This is a genomic window from Kordia sp. SMS9 (assembly GCF_003352465.1).
Lineage (GTDB): Bacteria > Bacteroidota > Bacteroidia > Flavobacteriales > Flavobacteriaceae > Kordia.
The window spans coordinates 1,819,990-1,837,545 of the sequence record NZ_CP031153.1 but is presented as its reverse complement, the minus strand read 5'-3'; the positions used below and the strand labels follow the sequence as shown (position 1 = coordinate 1,837,545).

The 17,556-nt window shown below is 34.7% G+C and carries 16 protein-coding genes; 10 read left to right on the top strand and 6 right to left on the bottom strand.

Annotation, left to right across the window (positions count from 1 at the left end; translation table 11 throughout):
* Positions 1–155 precede the first annotated feature (155 nt).
* Both rpsB and tsf read left to right on the top strand, forming a co-directional pair.
* Positions 156–1,001, top strand: a complete 846-nt coding sequence (gene rpsB / locus KORDIASMS9_RS07955) for a 30S ribosomal protein S2 (protein WP_114902333.1) — start codon at positions 156–158, stop codon at positions 999–1,001.
* Between the two features lie 106 nt (positions 1,002–1,107).
* Complete coding sequence (tsf, locus tag KORDIASMS9_RS07950; RefSeq protein WP_114905185.1) at positions 1,108–2,073, top strand: translation elongation factor Ts; 966 nt, start codon at positions 1,108–1,110, stop codon at positions 2,071–2,073.
* A 120-nt stretch (positions 2,074–2,193) separates the two neighbouring features.
* Here tsf and KORDIASMS9_RS07945 read toward each other — a convergent pair whose 3' ends face one another.
* From KORDIASMS9_RS07945 to KORDIASMS9_RS07925, 5 genes are all read right to left on the bottom strand, one after another.
* Entirely contained in the window at positions 2,194–2,421 is a 228-nt protein-coding gene (locus KORDIASMS9_RS07945; RefSeq protein WP_114902332.1) for a hypothetical protein, read from the bottom strand.
* A 157-nt stretch (positions 2,422–2,578) separates the two neighbouring features.
* The gene (locus tag KORDIASMS9_RS07940) at positions 2,579–2,797 is read right to left on the bottom strand and encodes a hypothetical protein (protein WP_114902331.1); all 219 of its coding nucleotides are present in this window, start codon (positions 2,795–2,797) and stop codon (positions 2,579–2,581) included.
* A gap of 197 nt (positions 2,798–2,994) precedes the next feature.
* Positions 2,995–3,210 carry a hypothetical protein gene (locus KORDIASMS9_RS07935; RefSeq protein WP_114902330.1) on the bottom strand — a complete coding sequence of 72 codons (216 nt, stop codon included), beginning with the start codon at positions 3,208–3,210 and terminating at the stop codon, positions 2,995–2,997.
* Positions 3,211–3,653: 443 nt separating this feature from the next.
* Positions 3,654–3,836, bottom strand: coding sequence for a hypothetical protein (locus KORDIASMS9_RS07930; RefSeq protein WP_162819817.1), 183 nt, complete (start codon positions 3,834–3,836; stop codon positions 3,654–3,656).
* A gap of 606 nt (positions 3,837–4,442) precedes the next feature.
* Positions 4,443–4,682 carry a hypothetical protein gene (locus tag KORDIASMS9_RS07925; protein ID WP_114902328.1) on the bottom strand — a complete coding sequence of 80 codons (240 nt, stop codon included), beginning with the start codon at positions 4,680–4,682 and terminating at the stop codon, positions 4,443–4,445.
* A 361-nt stretch (positions 4,683–5,043) separates the two neighbouring features.
* On the opposite strand from KORDIASMS9_RS07925, the gene pyrH reads away from it, so the two are divergent.
* From pyrH to KORDIASMS9_RS07885, 8 genes are all read left to right on the top strand, one after another.
* Complete coding sequence (gene pyrH / locus KORDIASMS9_RS07920; protein WP_114905184.1) at positions 5,044–5,751, top strand: UMP kinase; 708 nt, start codon at positions 5,044–5,046, stop codon at positions 5,749–5,751.
* 113 nt (positions 5,752–5,864) lie between these two features.
* Entirely contained in the window at positions 5,865–6,419 is a 555-nt protein-coding gene (gene frr, locus KORDIASMS9_RS07915; protein ID WP_114902327.1) for a ribosome recycling factor, read from the top strand.
* 187 nt (positions 6,420–6,606) lie between these two features.
* A complete protein-coding gene (locus KORDIASMS9_RS07910; protein ID WP_114902326.1) occupies positions 6,607–9,129 on the top strand; it encodes a DUF5686 and carboxypeptidase-like regulatory domain-containing protein in 2,523 nt (840 codons plus the stop codon).
* Between the two features lie 49 nt (positions 9,130–9,178).
* Positions 9,179–11,596 carry an RND family transporter gene (locus KORDIASMS9_RS07905; protein ID WP_114902325.1) on the top strand — a complete coding sequence of 806 codons (2,418 nt, stop codon included), beginning with the start codon at positions 9,179–9,181 and terminating at the stop codon, positions 11,594–11,596.
* Positions 11,597–12,265: 669 nt separating this feature from the next.
* On the top strand, positions 12,266–13,708 hold the full coding sequence (gene asnS / locus KORDIASMS9_RS07900; protein ID WP_114902324.1) for an asparagine--tRNA ligase: 1,443 nt from the start codon (positions 12,266–12,268) through the stop codon (positions 13,706–13,708).
* A gap of 187 nt (positions 13,709–13,895) precedes the next feature.
* Positions 13,896–14,684, top strand: a complete 789-nt coding sequence (locus tag KORDIASMS9_RS07895; RefSeq protein ID WP_114902323.1) for a hypothetical protein — start codon at positions 13,896–13,898, stop codon at positions 14,682–14,684.
* 52 nt (positions 14,685–14,736) lie between these two features.
* Complete coding sequence (gene rpoN / locus KORDIASMS9_RS07890) at positions 14,737–16,194, top strand: RNA polymerase factor sigma-54 (protein WP_114902322.1); 1,458 nt, start codon at positions 14,737–14,739, stop codon at positions 16,192–16,194.
* Complete coding sequence (locus KORDIASMS9_RS07885; RefSeq protein WP_162819816.1) at positions 16,195–16,800, top strand: hypothetical protein; 606 nt, start codon at positions 16,195–16,197, stop codon at positions 16,798–16,800.
* On the opposite strand, the gene KORDIASMS9_RS07880 is transcribed toward KORDIASMS9_RS07885, so the two are convergent.
* Positions 16,795–17,490, bottom strand: a complete 696-nt coding sequence (locus KORDIASMS9_RS07880; protein WP_114902320.1) for a porin family protein — start codon at positions 17,488–17,490, stop codon at positions 16,795–16,797. The genes KORDIASMS9_RS07885 and KORDIASMS9_RS07880 overlap by 6 nt on opposite strands.
* Positions 17,491–17,556 lie beyond the last annotated feature (66 nt).

The window sequence follows — 17,556 nt, the reverse complement described above, 5'->3', positions numbered from 1 at the left end:
AAAACGTACTGTTCATTTATTATTGAAATTAAAATCATGTTGTCGTTGTTTCGCATTCGCGAAATTTAGTTTAGCATCTAAATAGGTAAGACCGATTTACAATTAATTGCTACTTATCTATTGCTAATTCAACGGAACGTAAACTATTTACAAAAATGGCAAATAACATAGAAGTAAAAGACTTACTTGAAGCAGGTGTACACTTTGGACACTTGACAAGAAAATGGGATCCAAACATGGCGCCGTATATCTACATGGAGCGCAACGGAATCCACATTATCAACTTATACAAAACTGCTGCTAAAATCGAAGAAGCAAATGAAGCTTTAAAGAAAATTGCAGCGTCAGGTAGAAAAATATTATTCGTAGCTACCAAAAAACAAGCAAAAGACATCGTTGCTGAAAAAGCAGGGAACGCTAACATGCCTTACATCACTGAAAGATGGCCAGGTGGAATGTTAACGAACTTTGTAACGATCAGAAAAGCCGTTAAAAAAATGGCGTCTATTGATAGAATGAAGAAAGATGGAACGTTCATGACTTTATCTAAGAAAGAACGTTTACAAGTTGATCGTTTAAGAGCAAAATTAGAGAAAAACTTAGGTTCTATCTCTGATATGACGCGTCTTCCAGGTGCATTGTTCGTAGTAGACATCAAACGTGAACACATCGCGATTAAAGAAGCTCAAAAATTAAACATTCCAATTTTTGCAATGGTTGATACAAATTCTGACCCAAGAGAGGTAGATTATGTAATTCCTGCAAATGATGATGCTTCTAAATCAATCGAGAATATCTTAACGCACGTTACAGATGCCGTAATCGAAGGATTATCTGATAGAAAAGCTGAAAAAGAAGCTAAGAAAGCTGAAAAAGAAGCTGCTGCCGCTCCTGCTGCTCCAAAAGCAGAAGCAAAGCCAGCTGCAGAAGCAAAAACGGAAGCTCCGACTACGGAAGCTCCAGCTGCAGAAGCTCCAGCAAAAGAAGAAGAAACAAAATAATTATTATTTAACGTTGATGCGTTCATTCCTCAAAGAGAGATAAGTAGTACTACTACTTGTTTTAAAATGATGAATGAACGTACTAACATTAAAACAAGCAATAAAAATGGCAAAAATTACAGCCGCAGAAGTAGGTAAATTAAGAAAAGCTACCGGTGCAGGAATGATGGACTGCAAAAAAGCATTAGTAGAAGCCGAAGGTGACTTCGATAAAGCAATTGATATTCTTCGTAAGAAAGGACAAAAAGTTGCTGCGAAAAGAGCAGATCGTGATTCTTCAGAAGGTGTTGCTGCTGCAAAAGTAAATGCAGACAATACTGCTGGTGTTGCAATTGTTTTAGGATGTGAAACAGATTTCGTTGGTAAAAACGAAAGTTTTGTTGCTTTGGCAAAAGAATTTGCTGATTTAGCAATCAACTTCAACTCGAAAGAAGAATTTTTAGCTGCTGATTTTGGTGGCATTACTGTTGCTGAAAAGTTAACGGAGCAAACAGGTGTTATTGGTGAAAAAATTGACATTAATGCTTTTGATAAAATCGAAGCTGCGTATGTTGGTTCGTATGTTCACATTAACAAAATTGCTGCTGTTGTTGGTTTATCTGCAGTTGTAGATAACGCTGATGTATTGGCAAAAGATTTGGCAATGCAAGTAGCTTCTATGGGAGCAACAACATTATCTTACAAAGATTTTGATCCTGCGTATGTAGCCTCTGAAACAGAAGCTAGAATTGCGGCAATTGAAAAAGATAACGAAGAATTAGAGCGTTTAGGAAAAACATTGAAAAATGTTCCTCAATACATCTCTATGTCTCAATTAACTGAGGAAGTATTAGCAAAAGCGGAAGCAGATGCAAAAGCACAGTTAGCTGCGGAAGGAAAACCAGAAAAAATCTGGGATCGTATCTTACCAGGAAAAATGGAAAGATTCATTTCTGACAATACCACTTTAGACAAAGAGCAGTGTTTGTTAGATCAAGATTTCATCAAAGATGAGAAGTCTACCGTTGCTAAATATGTGTCTTCTTTCGGAGATGTTGAAGTAACAGGTTTTAAACGTGTATCTTTAGGATAAACAATATATACTCTTCGGAGTTATAAGTATAGAAAAAGGATCGTCAAAATTGACGATCCTTTTTTGTTTAATAGAGTTTTATACTATTTTTATTAACTAACACAGACTTTTTGGATTTGTCTAAATTTGACAATTTAACCTCGCTGTTTCTCCACAGATGTAACCACCATTGGTTTCACACTTGTATGTTTCTTCACATTCATTAACGACATCGGAATACACACTTGTATCTACGCATATAATATCTACGCTTAGGTTAGAATCAGTTCCTCCTTTTATTGAATTTAACTTTTGTAAATTCGAAATACTTGACTTCTGTAATCCTAATTTTAATTTTTGCTTTTTCATGATGGTATATTTTTAATTTATTCTATAAATATACCGTATTTACTCACATTAAAAGAAAGTTTATATTTTATATTATTTATGACGGTCATAAGCAAAACATATCTAAAAAAAAGAGCCACCATCAAAAGCAACTCTTTTATATTTACTGATAACTATATCAACCTCCGTAGCAATGCTCATATCTAGTACAGTCTTCTCTACTTGTTCCTGCATAGCATGTGGTTAACTGCGTATGAGTAGGTTCAATGCTATCACAACAAATATAATCAGCCGCAGTATATGTATATACTTCTTTTGGACCTGCGCCTCCTTTGATATTGGACAGATTAGACACATTGATTTTGTGTAGCGTTAATTTTAAATCTTTCTTTTTCATACTAATTTTTTTAAGTTAATATATTTCAAAGATATCCATACTTAAAATGTTAATTTGTTAAGTATTTCACAATAAAACACTGTATTTAATGAATTTTATTTATTGGAATCATAAATAAAATATATACTTTTCAAAAATACAGTATAAAAAAAGATCGTCAATTGGACGATCCTTTTTGTTCAAGTTTATACTTTTTACTAGCAAGTTACTCCATTTACAGTAAACTGGGCTGTGTTACAACCAAATGCACAAGTACCATTTTCAAGAATAGTACGGTATGGATTAGGATCTGAACAGATTTCCCATTCGCTATCAATATCAGTGATATTTTTACCTCCACCTCTTAAAGCGTTTAAGTCAGAGATGCTTTGTTTTTTTAAATTTAACTTTAATGTTAATGTTTGCTTTTTCATAATAATCGAATTTAATGTTAATGTTAATTTTCTTCGAAAAATTTCGCGATTTTTTTTCTATATAAATAGGCGCAAATAGTGTTCCAAGCGTATCATATTTTAACTTTTAAACATTTTAATCTATAAGCATTCTTAAAAAAATCAAAAAGACCGTCTTTCGACGATCTCAGTTATTTTTATGAATTCTTTTTCATAATTTTTACTTGTATTGATTAGATACTTAAAATTGAAGAATAGCACTACCTTAATTCACTAACATGCTTATAATGAATAAGTTGCATTCTCTTAAAGAAGTTATGGAAATTATTAACCCAATATATGAGTTGAAAAAACACTGAAAAGCACAAAAAAAGACCGTCTACCGACAGTCTTTTCACGCTGATGTATATAAAGATCGTTGCAACAACACGCATTCTTTGCGCACAGCTTGCAACTACGTATTTTTAAAATCCTCCTCTAGTTCCGCACCCATCTGTATTACAGCAAAGATCTATAGCAAAGGTGAGCGATTCTATACACGTGCTTTCTTCGCTATGACTTCCATTTCCTGCTTTGATAGTATCTAAATTGTGTAGGTTGGAAATTTTTAATTTACCTAATCCTAGTTTTAATGTTTTCTTTCTCATGATATTTTTGATTATAAATTTAGCAATACTCAAAGTTAAAAAACAGAAAACCCTAAAAACGTTAAGATTATCACAATAAACTCACTGCATCTATTTAAAGAAATTATAACTATCATTAATAATACATATACTGATTTACAGATCGTTTAGAAAAAATATATAGCAAAAAAAAAGTTGCCTAGTGGCAACTCTTTTTCCTTTTCTTTTTCATGTTTGCAATTTTTAACAACGTGCTGCTTTCGCAGTATCTTTTTTGAAATATATACTCAAAAATTTATGTTGCACAATACATATAAGCGGAGAACATCATAGTTTTACCAAGCGAAGCAATACTATAAACTTTTTTAAAAACTGTTTTAAAATTATACCTAACTAACAAAAAACACTTTTCTAAAAATAAGATTGCTTATACCTTATTGTTGATTGCATTACAAAGATACGCAGGCACTAAACGCAAATCTGTTAAGAAATTCTTAATAAAACACCTCTTCTAATTAAAACAAATTATACCTATCATAAGTGAATCTTATGATAGGTATAATTTGTTTTACTAATATCTTCTCAATATGTAAAATTTCTATCCTAAAAAATAAATGTATATAAATATTAGCAAGAAGTGTGTGTATACGGACAATCATCTGAATAACCATCGCAAGCTGGTCGCATTGAACGACAAGTAGTAATTATAGTATCATAAATACACTCATCTCCTGTACCAAAAACTGGACAGCAAAGATCTACAAAATTTTTACTGATGGTATATTCTTCAAGCTGTCCACCTTTCACATTGGCCAGATTAGAAATTTCCACCTTGTTCAATCCTAATTTTAACTTTTGCTTTTTCATAATTTTGTTTGTTAAAGATTTACACAATGATACAAGATGTAATGCGTTAAAAATAAAATCAATACTCTGTATTCATAAATTATAAGAATAAATAAAATAAAGAATTTACACCAATAACACGATGTAATTTCATAAATCAACATATCTAATTACGCCCAGTCTGAATTTATGAATTATAAGTTCCTTTTGGGACCTTTAACTATTTTGAAAACCTTACTACTTCTTAGCAAAATATGATCAACAAAAAGGTAGAGATTTTAAAATATTATTATTTCCATTAAAACAAAATAAGGAACACTCCCAAAAACATTTTTGTAGACTTCATTATTTGCTATATTTGCAAAACTCATCACAAGAAGCAATGCAATACAAAAGAATTTTACTAAAATTATCAGGCGAAGCGCTCATGGGCGAAAGACAATATGGAATTGATCCAAAACGTTTGGCGGAATATGCCGAAGAAATCAAAAAAGTGGTCGATTTAGGAATTGAAGTTGCCATTGTTATTGGCGGTGGAAATATTTTTAGAGGTGTTGCAGGTGCAAGCAACGGCATGGATAGAGTTCAAGGAGATCACATGGGAATGCTTGCTACAGTAATTAACGGACTTGCCTTGCAAAGTGCTTTAGAAGATGCTGGCATTTACACTCGCCTGCTCACAGCCCTCGAAATTAAAGAAGTAGCCGAACCCTATATTAAAAGAAAAGCAATTCGCCATTTAGAGAAAGGACGTGTCGTTATTTTTGGCGCTGGAACTGGAAATCCATACTTTACTACAGATTCTGCCGCAGTATTACGCGCAATTGAAGTGAATGCGGATGTTATTTTAAAAGGAACACGTGTAGATGGTATTTACAATGAAGATCCTGAAAAAAATACAAAAGCTATCAAATTTGATCATATTTCTTTTGATGAAGTCTTAAAACAAGGCTTAAAAGTTATGGACACAACTGCCTTTACACTAAGTCAAGAAAATGAATTGCCTATTATTGTATTTGATATGAATACGAAAGGAAATTTACTCAAAGTAGTTTCAGGGGAAAACATTGGAACAAAAGTAAATTTATAACCTAAAACTGGCGCAGTTTTTGATTTTATTCGAGCAAAACAAAAAAATAGTTTAAATTAGTAATGATATATCATGTAGTTATGAGCAATTACATGGAATAATTAAAGAACATTATGAACGAAGACATTACATTTATTATAGATACGACAAAAGAAAGTATGGACAGTGCCATTGAGCATTTAAACAAACAATTATTAAGTATTAGAGCTGGAAAAGCGTCACCTGCCATGCTATCAAGTGTGAAGGTTGATTATTATGGTTCGCAAACGCCTTTGTCACAAGTTGCCAATGTAAACAGTACAGATGCGCGTACCATTACCATTCAACCATGGGAAAAAAGCATGATTCAAGAAATTGAGAGAGGAATTATGATTGCAAATCTTGGTTTTAATCCTATGAATAATGGTGAATCCGTAATCATCAATGTACCGCCATTAACGGAAGAACGTCGTAAAGATTTAGCGAAACAAGCAAAAAGTGAAGCTGATGACGCAAAAGTGGGTATCCGAAACGCACGACAAGACGCTAATAAAGAAATTAAAAAATTAGATATTTCTGATGATGCTAAAAAGAATGCTGAAATTGACGTACAAGCATTAACAGATAGTTATGTAAAAAAAATCGACGAAGTTTATACCGTGAAAGAGAAAGAAATCATGACTGTATAAAAACGTTAAACTTATAATAAACTAAGTATGAAGCGGCCTAAGGTCGCTTTATTTTTTGTAACATTATACCATAAATTTCGTTATATAAAAAAGGGCAAACCAAAATGATGTTACACGAAACATGTTGAGGACCACAAACAAAGGCATTGCCCAATTATAGCTTACTATTAAAACACAACCCTAATAGATGAAAAAATCAGCATTGATTTTTATTGTATTGCTCACTTCCTTTGCTGCGTTTGCACAACAAAAAATTTCAGGAATTGTCATTGACAACAAAACGAAAGAATCGCTTCCTTTTGCCAATATCTATATTTCAAAAACCACAGGAACCATCACCGATGCTGAAGGGAAATTTAACCTATCGCTAAACAAAGAGATTACGTCTATAAAGGTTTCCTATATTGGGTATGAAACAGTTACAATTCCTATTGATGCAACTGTAAAATATCTTAAAATACAATTAGTCGCTACGCAAGAAGCACTCGATGCTGTGGTGTTGTACAACAAAGAAAATCCTGCATTGCAAATTATGCGCGATGCCATTGCTCGAAAAAAAGATAATGATCCTGAACGCAAACTGAATTCGTTCAAACTAAATGCTTACAACAAACTTCTAGTTACGGCGAATCCTGATTCTATCAACGGTCAAATAGACTCTATCTACACAAAAAAAGATGGCGAATTGGTCTTTAAAGAAGTAGATTCTTCCAACTTTGATTTCAAAAAAGACATTACGCGTAGTCACATTTACATGACGGAAAAAGTAAGTGAAATTTCATATAGTTCCTCCAAAGGAAAACGCGAAAAGATTTTAGCAACACGTATGGCAGGTTTTAAAGAACCTATTTATGAAGTATTGGGCATCAAAATTCAGTCGTTCTCTTTCTACAACAACAAATATGAACTTTTTGGCACTTCCTATCCTGGACCAATGGCAGGAAATGCGCTATCCAAATACAAATACAAAATATTAGATACAGTTAGCAACAACAATCGCGAATCGTACATGATTTATTACAGTCCCAAGAAAAAAGGCGAAACCTCTGGCTTGGAAGGGATTTTATATATTGATCGCGAATCGTACGCGTTGCAAAAAGGAATTGCAGAAATAAAAGGTGTCATCGATATCAAAGCAGTTCAAAATTTTGACTATAACAACACGTTTCAAGTGTGGTTTCCAACCGATAAAGAAATTCAAATTCGAAAGGGAAAAACAGATGACACGGTATCGCTTTTTGGACAAGCTGTGAGAGTTTCCAGAAGCACGCAGCAAGACAGCACCAAAACGGTGAACTCCAACAAACAAGATGTAAGCGACTTTATTTATTTGACGTCTAAAACGAAAAATTTCGACTTAGCCATCAACGAACCTGTAACAATTCGCGGGCGTGGATTGGCAATTGAAATTGAAGATCAGGCACACAACCGTGATGAAGCGTATTGGAATCAATTCAGAACAGATAGTATTACCAAACGCGGAAAAGAAACCTATGTAGTTTTGGACAGTATTATTGAAAAAGATGGTGTTGAAAAAGATATTTACCTCGCACGAAAACTCTTAAAAGGATATTACCCCACAAAATATATTGATCTCGATTTGCGCTATTTGGTGAAATATAATAACTATGAAGCCTTTCGTTTGGGACTTGGCGGTGTAACGAATGCTAACTTTTCTACCAAATACCGCGTCAATGGATATGGCGTGTATGGAACGCGTGATCAAGATTTTAAATTTGGTGTGGGCGCTGCGGCGCGATTGGACAAACGAACACAAACCTGGTTCGGTGTGTCGTATACGGACGATTTGGTAGAAACAGGAAGCTCTCGCTTTATTACGGACAGACGTGCTTTTTCACTGTTTGAACCGCGATTGTTTAATATTGACCTTTTCTATGAAATTCGTCGCTTAACTGCGAATATTGAACATCAAATTACGGCAAAAACACAAGCGAATCTGATGCTCTCCAAAAGCAATGTAGAATCGACCTACGATTATGGTTTTGTAAATAATGGCGAAATATTCAACTCGTATGAAATTACAGAAGCTACGTTTTCCATACAATGGAATCCGTTTAGTGAATATATGCAAACGCGACACGGGCGTAATGAAATTAAAACAGGTTTTCCACAATTTGCGTTTCAAGCTACCCAAAGTTTTGATGGCTTTTTAGGTGGTGATTTCAACTATACAAAATTTGATGCGCGCATTGTACATGAAATTCGTCCAATTGACAAAGGTGTCACTTCCTTCTTACTAAAAGGTGGTTTGGGAATTGGCGACATTCCAATTTCACATTTGTATCACACTTCACCAAACAATCCGAACAAAGATGTGCTCTTGCAACGTTTTTCTATTGCTGGTAGAAACAGTTTTGAAACCATGTATTTCAATGAGTTTTTCTCTGATAAATACGCAATGTTTCAAGCAAAACATCGCTTCAAACCATTTAAAATTGGCAAAAGCTTTCGCCCTGAATTGACCTTAATTTCACGATTCGCTATTGGCGATGCAGAAAACATTGAACGTCACTTAGGGCAAGAATTCAATTCATTAGAACACGGTTTCTCAGAATCTGGTTTTGAAATCAATAAACTGTTTGCTGGCTTCGGATTGAGTTTTATGTATCGTTACGGTGCGTATCATCTGCCAAAATTTGAAGATAACCTATCATTTAAATTCACTTATTATTTTAGTTTAGGATTTTAAGTCTGACTTCAATCGTTTTTCATAAATTTGCACGAGCTAAAACAGAACAATGATTAAATGGTTAAACACGCGCTTCTGGGCAAGTGTAGCACGACTGATTCTTCGCAATAGAATCATCATCTTGACACTTGTGGTAGGAATGACGGTATTTTTAGGATACCAATGGAAACACATGCGTTTCTCCTATACAGAAGCCAATTTGTTACCTGACAACCATCCTGTAAATGTAGAATACAACAAATTTTTGGATATTTTTGGAGAAGAAGGAAACTTGATCATTCTTGCCGTAAAAGACAGCTCACTCTTTACACCCGAAAAATTCAATGCCTGGAATCGCCTCAGCAAACGATTGAACGCAAAACCGGAAGTAAGTACGGTCATTTCCACAGAAAACTTAAAAAAACTGATCAAAGATGATGAAAATCAACGCTTTGATTTGGAGAATTTAATCCAAGGAAAAATTACCACGCAAGCACAAGTAGATTCCATTCGTAATGAACTTTTTAACAATTTACCGTTTTACAAAAGTTTATTGTTCAATGACGAAGGCACAATTCGCACAGCAGTATATCTTGACAAAGAAATTGTAAACACGTCGGTTCGTAAAGATTTTATTTACGCCGAAATCATTCCGATCATAGAAAAATTTGAAAACGAAACAGGACTCGATCTTCGCGTTTCGGGAATGCCTTATATTCGCACGCTCAATTCTCAAAACATTGTGGATGAAATCGGCTTGTTTATTGGTGCCGCATTGCTCGTCACAGGAATCATCTTCTTTTTCTTTTTTAGATCGTTTCGCGCTACATTTATTTCACTTGTTGTCGTAATGATTGGTGTCATGTGGTCTTTTGGAGTCATTGGTTTGTTAAATTATGAAATCACCGTGTTAACAGCACTCATTCCGCCATTGATCATTGTGATAGGAATTCCGAATTGTATTTTCTTTATTAATAAATATCAACAAGAAATAAAAAAACACGGAAATCAGGCCAAATCGTTGCAACGTGTTATTTCTAAAATTGGAAATGCAACCTTGATGACAAATATGACGACTGCCGCTGGATTTGCGACGTTTATCATCACGGAAAGTAAATTATTGAAAGAGTTCGGAATTGTAGCATCTATCAATATCATTGCGATTTTCATTCTCTCATTATTGATCATTCCGATCATTTATAGTTTTATGGCGTTGCCAAAACAGAAACACTTAAATCACCTAAGCAAACGTTGGATTAATACAATTGTTTCTTGGATGGAAAAAATGGTGCGTCACCATCGTTTTTCTGTATATGCGGTTTCTGTGGCTTTATTGGTCGCAAGTATCATTGGAATTTATCAAATTCGCATTTCGGGAAGTTTGATTGAAGACATGCCACAAGGTGCTGATTTTTTCAAAGATATTCGCTTTTTTGAAGAAGAATTTGACGGCATCATGCCTTTGGAAATTTTGATCGACACCAAAAACAAAAATGGTGTCACCAAGCTTCCGACGTTAAAACGCATGAACAAGTTTGAAGAGCTGATCGTGGAAACGCCTGAATTATCGCAACCGATGTCGGTGGTAAGTTTGGCTAAATATTCGCGCCAAGCGTATTTTGGTGGTTTGGCTAAGAACTACTCCTTGCCTACTTCCAACGAAAATTATTGGATTCTGTCCTACGCTGGAAAATCCAAATCGGAAACCAATTTGCTCTCTAGTTTTGTAGATTCTACCGGAAGGTATGCGCGTATTACAACATTTATGAAAGATATTGGAACCGACAAAATGGAACGTATCGAAGAAAATTTACAACAAAAAATAGACAATACATTTAAAGACAGATACGACGTCACGCTCACAGGAAAAGCACTTGTTTTTTTAAAAGGAACCAAATATTTAGTCAACAACTTAATCCTGTCGTTATCACTAGCAATTTTTCTGATTTCCTTGTTTATGGCGTATTTGTTCCGATCGTTTCGTATGATTTTAATCTCCTTAGTTCCCAACTTATTACCTTTATTAATTACTGCAGGAATGATGGGCTTTATAGGCGTTCCTATCAAGCCATCTACGATTTTAGTATTTAGTATTGCGTTTGGAATTTCGGTAGATGATACCATTCATTTCTTGGCAAAATACCGTCAAGAATTACAAAGCAACCATTGGAAAATTAGAAAATCAGTGTATGCGGCGTTGCGCGAAACAGGCGTAAGTATGTTTTACACGTCTATTGTATTGTTCTTCGGTTTCTCTGTCTTTATGATTTCTAGTTTTGGCGGAACGGTCGCTTTGGGCGGATTAGTGTCTGCAACGCTCCTTTTTGCGATGTTAGCCAACTTACTATTATTGCCTTCATTATTGCTTTCGCTAGAACGAAGCATTGCCAACAAACGTGTATTAAAAGAGCCTAGTTTTAGAATTCTTCCAGAAAAAGACAAAAGAAAACTATCGGATTTGGTACGCAGAAGAGATCGAAAAGAATAAGCTGTGTAAACTAACGTAAAAGATGGCGTTTAAAATCTACTATTACACATTCCAAACACTTTATAATCAATTTTGAAACGCTTATACAACTTGCAAATCACTATTTGAACAAAATTTACGATGAACGCTCGTTAATTTAGATAAACGACTTTCAGTAATGTAGAAAATTACTTACTTTTACCGAATAGGTACAAAAAATAAAGCCTGGATCTGTTGTTACAGCATCCAGACTCTATTCGGTTCCCCCAAACCTACCTTAATTTTCTTAATCATTGAAGACAAATTAAGATTACAATTGATTAATAGCCATGACAAATATATGTCAACATGAAGCGTTTAAACAAGGGGAAAATTCCCCTTTTTGGCGGGTAATATCCTTTTATTTCTAGGTATTTATACGCTTTGACGAATTCTCATAGCAAAAAACGCACTCTCTCCACACATTACACATGGATTAATTAAGAATTTTATGCACTACATCTTTCATCTGTTCATTATATATAGTAACTCTGTCAGATTGAATTATGCATACCTTACTATTGTTAATGAATAAATTTGTGAATCTATAATTTCGCTACGAACCATATCCGTTTGCATCAAAAAATTGTTGTAGCTCATTTCATTAGTTTTTACTAATAAACTATATTTGTCGACTAAAATATTTGAAAGATGAAATCATACACAGTCACTGAGCTATTAAGCTCAGAAACATTGTTACAGGAAGTTACTGTAAAAGGTTGGGTACGAACTTTTAGAGCAAACCGTTTTATTGCTTTAAATGATGGATCAACCATAAATAATATTCAATGTGTTGTTGATTTTGAAAATACCAATGAAGAGCTGTTAAAAAGAATTGGTACAGGTGCTGCCGTAGAAATTAAAGGTGAATTGGTAGAAAGCCAAGGAAAAGGACAAAATGTAGAAATAAAAGTAGCTGAAATTACCATTTTAGGTGATGCCGATCCGGAAGAAGTATCAAAAACAGTGATGCAACCTAAACGACATTCATTAGAATTTTTACGCGATCAAGCGCATTTGCGTACACGAACCAACACGTTTAGTGCGGTGATGCGTTTGCGTTCTGCTTTATCATTTGCAATACACAAATATTTTACAGAAAACGGATTCTACCACGTACATACGCCAATTATCACAGGAAGTGATGCAGAAGGTGCAGGAGAAATGTTTCGCGTTTCTACCTTAGATGCTAAAAATCCACCATTAGACGAGGATGGAAATGTGGATTACGCACAAGATTTCTTTGGAAAGGAAACCAATTTAACCGTTTCTGGACAGTTAGAAGCAGAAGCGTATGCGATGTCTTTAGGAAAAGTATATACATTCGGACCTACATTTAGAGCGGAAAACTCAAATACATCACGCCATTTGGCAGAATTTTGGATGATTGAACCCGAAGTTGCCTTTATGGACTTGGCTGGAAATATGGACTTGGCAGAAGATTTTATGAAATCTGTACTAAGTTATGTATTGGAAAATCACGCAGATGATTTGGCCTTTTTAGAAGAACGCTTAATTAAAGAAGACAAATCGAAACCACAAGCGGAACGCAACGAAATGACCTTGACGGAAAAATTGCGTTTTGTAATTGACAATAACTTTAAACGTGTCAGTTATACCGAAGCAATTGATATTTTGCGCAACTCGAAACCAAATAAGAAGAAGAAGTTTAAATACATTATCAACGAATGGGGCGCAGATTTACAAAGTGAACACGAACGTTTCTTGGTAGAAAAGCACTTTAAATGTCCTGTAATTTTATTTGATTATCCAGCAAACATTAAAGCGTTTTACATGCGTTTAAACGAAGATGAAAAAACGGTACGCGCCATGGACATTTTGTTTCCAGGTATTGGTGAAATCGTCGGAGGATCGCAACGTGAAGAACGCTTAGACGTTTTAAAAGCTAAAATGGCAGAACTAGATATTCCAGAAGAAGAATTGTGGTGGTATTTAGAACTTCGTAAATACGGAACAGCTGTACATTCAGGTTTTGGACTTGGTTTTGAACGTTTGGTCATGTTTGTAACTGGGATGAGCAACATTAGAGACGTTATTCCTTTCCCAAGAACACCGCAAAACGCAGCGTTTTAAAAAATACTTACTAAAAATATTTTTGAAAAGCAGACTTCACTTTTGAACGTCTGCTTTTTTTATTGTGCTCCAAAAAAATATATTCGTGCTAAATTTTCCAAAGACAGGAATTCCTGTGCTAATTTTCGCTTCACACCTCACAATACCAGCGAAGTTTGTTATATTTGTGTAACACTAAACCCGATTTATGAAAAAATATTTTATCCTTTTTTTAACTGTGGTACTATTTTTGGTGAGCTGTTCTTCAAAAAGTACGGATGTAGTAAGTTCAACATTACATTTTAAAAAAGGATTTACGCAAACACTTGTCTTTAGCACAAAAACCAGTGCAAACAAAATGGGAAGTTTTGAAGATGCGAACGAAGTGCACTTTCAATTAGATGAAATTACGAGCGACAGCATGTATCTATTTACAGGAAAAGTAACGCGCATGCAATACGAATCGGACATATTTGGAGAAAAAGAAAGTTTGGACACGGAGGTAATCAAGGCGTTGAATAGTACTAAAAGACTAAGCGAAACGGAATTGGAAATGTATAATGATATTAAATATTACATCGACGAAGAATTTACATTTACGCTAGACAAATATGGAAATATTATTGAAAAAGCGAAGTTTACAAATGCTTCTCCGATGGCTGATCAGACGATTGTAGCACAGTATACGCCTATACCAACCTTTAGTTTTCCAACAGAAAAGCTCGCCGTGGGAACAACTTGGAATTATGAAACGAGCAATCCGCTGATTGAAACGCAAAAAATGAAGTTCACCTATACGATTGATGATATTACTGAAGATAAAATTTTTATAGATGTGAATCTAGAAATTGACGGACTTGCTGGAATGCTGAAAAAAACGACGGCTACAGGCATATATGAAATTGACAGAAAGACGAAACGATTCATTAAAGGTGATCGCATGATGAATTTACAAACTGGTGGCGGAAAAGTCACGTATACCATCAACGAACGCTAACGATTACACATAACATTAACCGACCACGACCAAGTGTTTTTCACAAAAAACTATGCTAAGACAACAACTTAACTTTAAACTATCTCAAAAACTATCACCACAACAAATTCAGTTGATGAAGTTGATTCAATTGCCTACACAAGCCTTTGAACAACGCCTAAAACAAGAACTGGAAGAAAATCCTGCCTTGGACAGTGGAAAAGAACAAACTGATGAGTTTGATGCCGATTTGTCAAATGATTATGAAGACGATTATGGAAATGAAACGATTGCCGCAGAAGACATCAATATTGACGAATATTTGAGTGATGATGAAATTCCGAGTTATCGCTTACAAGCCAATAATTACAGTGCCGATGATGATGAAAAAAGCGTTCCGTATGCTTCGGGTACGTCTTTCAATCAGCATTTAAAAAATCAGTTGAATACGTTCCGACTTTCCGAAGAAGATCGTGAAGTTGCAGAGTTTTTAATTGGAAGCGTGGACGAAAGTGGTTATATCCGAAGACCGTTGGAAGATATTGTGGACGATTTGGCGTTTACACAGAATATTTTTACCACCGATGAACATTTAGCAAAAATCTTACACATCGTTCACGAGCTAGATCCTGCGGGCGTTGGTGCGCGAAATTTACAAGAATGTTTACTCATTCAGTTGCGCAGAAAAGAACCGACCACTTCTATTGAAATGGCAATTGCGATTTTAGAAAAGGCGTTTGAGCATTTCACCAAGAAACATTATAAAAAGCTTTTACAAAAATTTGATATTACCGAAGTAGAATTGCGAGATGCGATTTTGGAGATTGAAAAGTTGAATCCGAAACCTGGTGGTTCCTATGCGGGAAATACAAAAATTATAGAGCATATTGTGCCCGATTTTGCCATTCGCATCGTAGAAGGTGTGTTAGAATTAACGCTTAACGGACGAAACGCACCAGAATTGCACGTGTCTAAGGAATACAATAACATGCTAAAAGGCTATAAAGACACGCGTCAAAAAACGAAATCGCAAAAAGATGCCGTGATGTTCATCAAACAAAAGCTAGATGCTGCCAAATGGTTCATAGACGCTATTAAACAACGTCAGCAGACACTTTTAGTCACCATGAACGCCATTTTACATTATCAAGAAGAATATTTCCTTACAGGCGACGAGCGCAAATTAAAGCCAATGATCTTAAAAGATATTGCTGATATGATCAATATGGACGTTTCAACGGTTTCGCGTGTGGCAAATAGCAAATATGTAGATACTCCGTATGGAACAAAATTGATCAAAGAGTTTTTCTCAGAATCCATGAAAAATGAGCAAGGAGAAGATGTGTCTACACGAGAAATTAAAAAGATTCTAGAAACTGTTATTGAAAACGAAAGCAAGAAAAAACCATTGACCGACGAAAAGTTAGCGACAATTTTAAAAGAAAAAGGCTATCCAATTGCCCGAAGAACCGTAGCAAAATACAGAGAACAACTAGATATTCCAGTGGCTCGCTTACGAAAGAAGATCTAAATGCGCACGTTTCTCAATGTAATATCATACATATTTCATCCTATTTTTATCCCTGTGATGGCAACAGTCGGCTATTTTATAGTAACGCCACGCATGTACGATTTTAATTTTAAAGTAGATGTGACCATTACCATTGCTATTTTTACAATTTTCATTCCTGTGTTAACGTTTATCTTACTAAGACGCTTGCAGTTGATTGATACGGTTTTTGTGAAAGATGTACGGCAACGTAGAATTCCGCTGTATTTGTATATATTATTACTATTTCTGATCGTAACGAAAGTCATTTCAGAAACTATTTTTGCAGAGTTGTATAATTTCTTTTTTGCGACGCTAATTTCTGCAGTGATTTGTTTATTTTTTGTGCTCTTTCGCGTCAAAGCAAGCATGCACATGATGGGAATTGCAGGCTTAGTCTTCTTCTTTGTTGTATTAAGTATCAGCTATCAACTTAATATCACTTTTGCATTGAGCATTCTTATTTTGATGATTGGTATTGTGGGAAGCTCAAGATTATATCTAAAAGCACATACGTTTACCGAACTCATTATTGGTTTTTTTATAGGTGCTATTCCACAATTATTGGTGATGTATGATTGGTTATAAAATATAAAACATCAACCCGACTTTGATGGTATTCATATCAAACTGTTCTCCATTGGTGGTAAACGTATCTTCTTTAAAAAGTGTGTTCAATCCGTAATACACATGAAAATTCCAAGTATTATATCCTGCACTTAGCGTAAGTCCATACTGCAAACGATTGATATCGTCATTTTGAAATTTAATCGTTCCGCTATCGCCCACAAATTTGGAAATTCCTGAAAAGATATAACTCACTTTGAATCCGCCATAGATACGCCAAAATTTATAACTTGTTGCTGTGGAAGTTCGCCAACGAAACTCAATAGGCAATTCTAGTTCATGGGTTCGGTATTTATTTCGCCGAAAACTTTCATCGCTTTCAATAGCTTCATATAAAACTCCTGAGTCGGTTTCTATAGCTTTCAAATTGTGGAAATAGGAATTATACGAATAGCCTAAACCAATTCCAATGGCTTTATTTCGCTTTTTATTGATTGGAAAATCGCGAATAACTCCTAAATGTATTCCATTAGATAAATTATTTTGAGAAATTCCACTAGGACGATTTTGAAGAATATTATAGGTGAATCCGATGTAAAATTGATCTTCTCGGTACTTTTCATCAGAAATGGTGTCTTGCACAATTTCTTCTTGCGCAAGTCCAAATTGCCATCCAAAAATCATAAAAATACCGATAATAATATATTTCATTTGATGTGTATTGAAAAGGTATGTTCAGCTAACAGATAGCAATATAATACAAAAAAAGCACTCTTG

What these genes read in the sequence shown, in the direction of transcription:
- asnS (WP_114902324.1), top strand. Translation starts at nt 12,266, where the DNA reads ATGAAATCATACACAGTCACTGAGCTATTAAGCTCAGAAACATTGTTA.
- KORDIASMS9_RS07880 (WP_114902320.1), bottom strand. Translation starts at nt 17,490, where the DNA reads ATGAAATATATTATTATCGGTATTTTTATGATTTTTGGATGGCAATTT.
- KORDIASMS9_RS07930 (WP_162819817.1), bottom strand. Translation starts at nt 3,836, where the DNA reads ATGAGAAAGAAAACATTAAAACTAGGATTAGGTAAATTAAAAATTTCC.
- KORDIASMS9_RS07925 (WP_114902328.1), bottom strand. Translation starts at nt 4,682, where the DNA reads ATGAAAAAGCAAAAGTTAAAATTAGGATTGAACAAGGTGGAAATTTCT.
- KORDIASMS9_RS07895 (WP_114902323.1), top strand. Translation starts at nt 13,896, where the DNA reads ATGAAAAAATATTTTATCCTTTTTTTAACTGTGGTACTATTTTTGGTG.
- KORDIASMS9_RS07910 (WP_114902326.1), top strand. Translation starts at nt 6,607, where the DNA reads ATGAAAAAATCAGCATTGATTTTTATTGTATTGCTCACTTCCTTTGCT.
- pyrH (WP_114905184.1), top strand. Translation starts at nt 5,044, where the DNA reads ATGCAATACAAAAGAATTTTACTAAAATTATCAGGCGAAGCGCTCATG.
- KORDIASMS9_RS07935 (WP_114902330.1), bottom strand. Translation starts at nt 3,210, where the DNA reads ATGAAAAAGCAAACATTAACATTAAAGTTAAATTTAAAAAAACAAAGC.
- rpsB (WP_114902333.1), top strand. Translation starts at nt 156, where the DNA reads ATGGCAAATAACATAGAAGTAAAAGACTTACTTGAAGCAGGTGTACAC.
- frr (WP_114902327.1), top strand. Translation starts at nt 5,865, where the DNA reads ATGAACGAAGACATTACATTTATTATAGATACGACAAAAGAAAGTATG.
- KORDIASMS9_RS07945 (WP_114902332.1), bottom strand. Translation starts at nt 2,421, where the DNA reads ATGAAAAAGCAAAAATTAAAATTAGGATTACAGAAGTCAAGTATTTCG.
- KORDIASMS9_RS07940 (WP_114902331.1), bottom strand. Translation starts at nt 2,797, where the DNA reads ATGAAAAAGAAAGATTTAAAATTAACGCTACACAAAATCAATGTGTCT.
- rpoN (WP_114902322.1), top strand. Translation starts at nt 14,737, where the DNA reads ATGCTAAGACAACAACTTAACTTTAAACTATCTCAAAAACTATCACCA.
- KORDIASMS9_RS07885 (WP_162819816.1), top strand. Translation starts at nt 16,195, where the DNA reads ATGCGCACGTTTCTCAATGTAATATCATACATATTTCATCCTATTTTT.
- KORDIASMS9_RS07905 (WP_114902325.1), top strand. Translation starts at nt 9,179, where the DNA reads ATGATTAAATGGTTAAACACGCGCTTCTGGGCAAGTGTAGCACGACTG.
- tsf (WP_114905185.1), top strand. Translation starts at nt 1,108, where the DNA reads ATGGCAAAAATTACAGCCGCAGAAGTAGGTAAATTAAGAAAAGCTACC.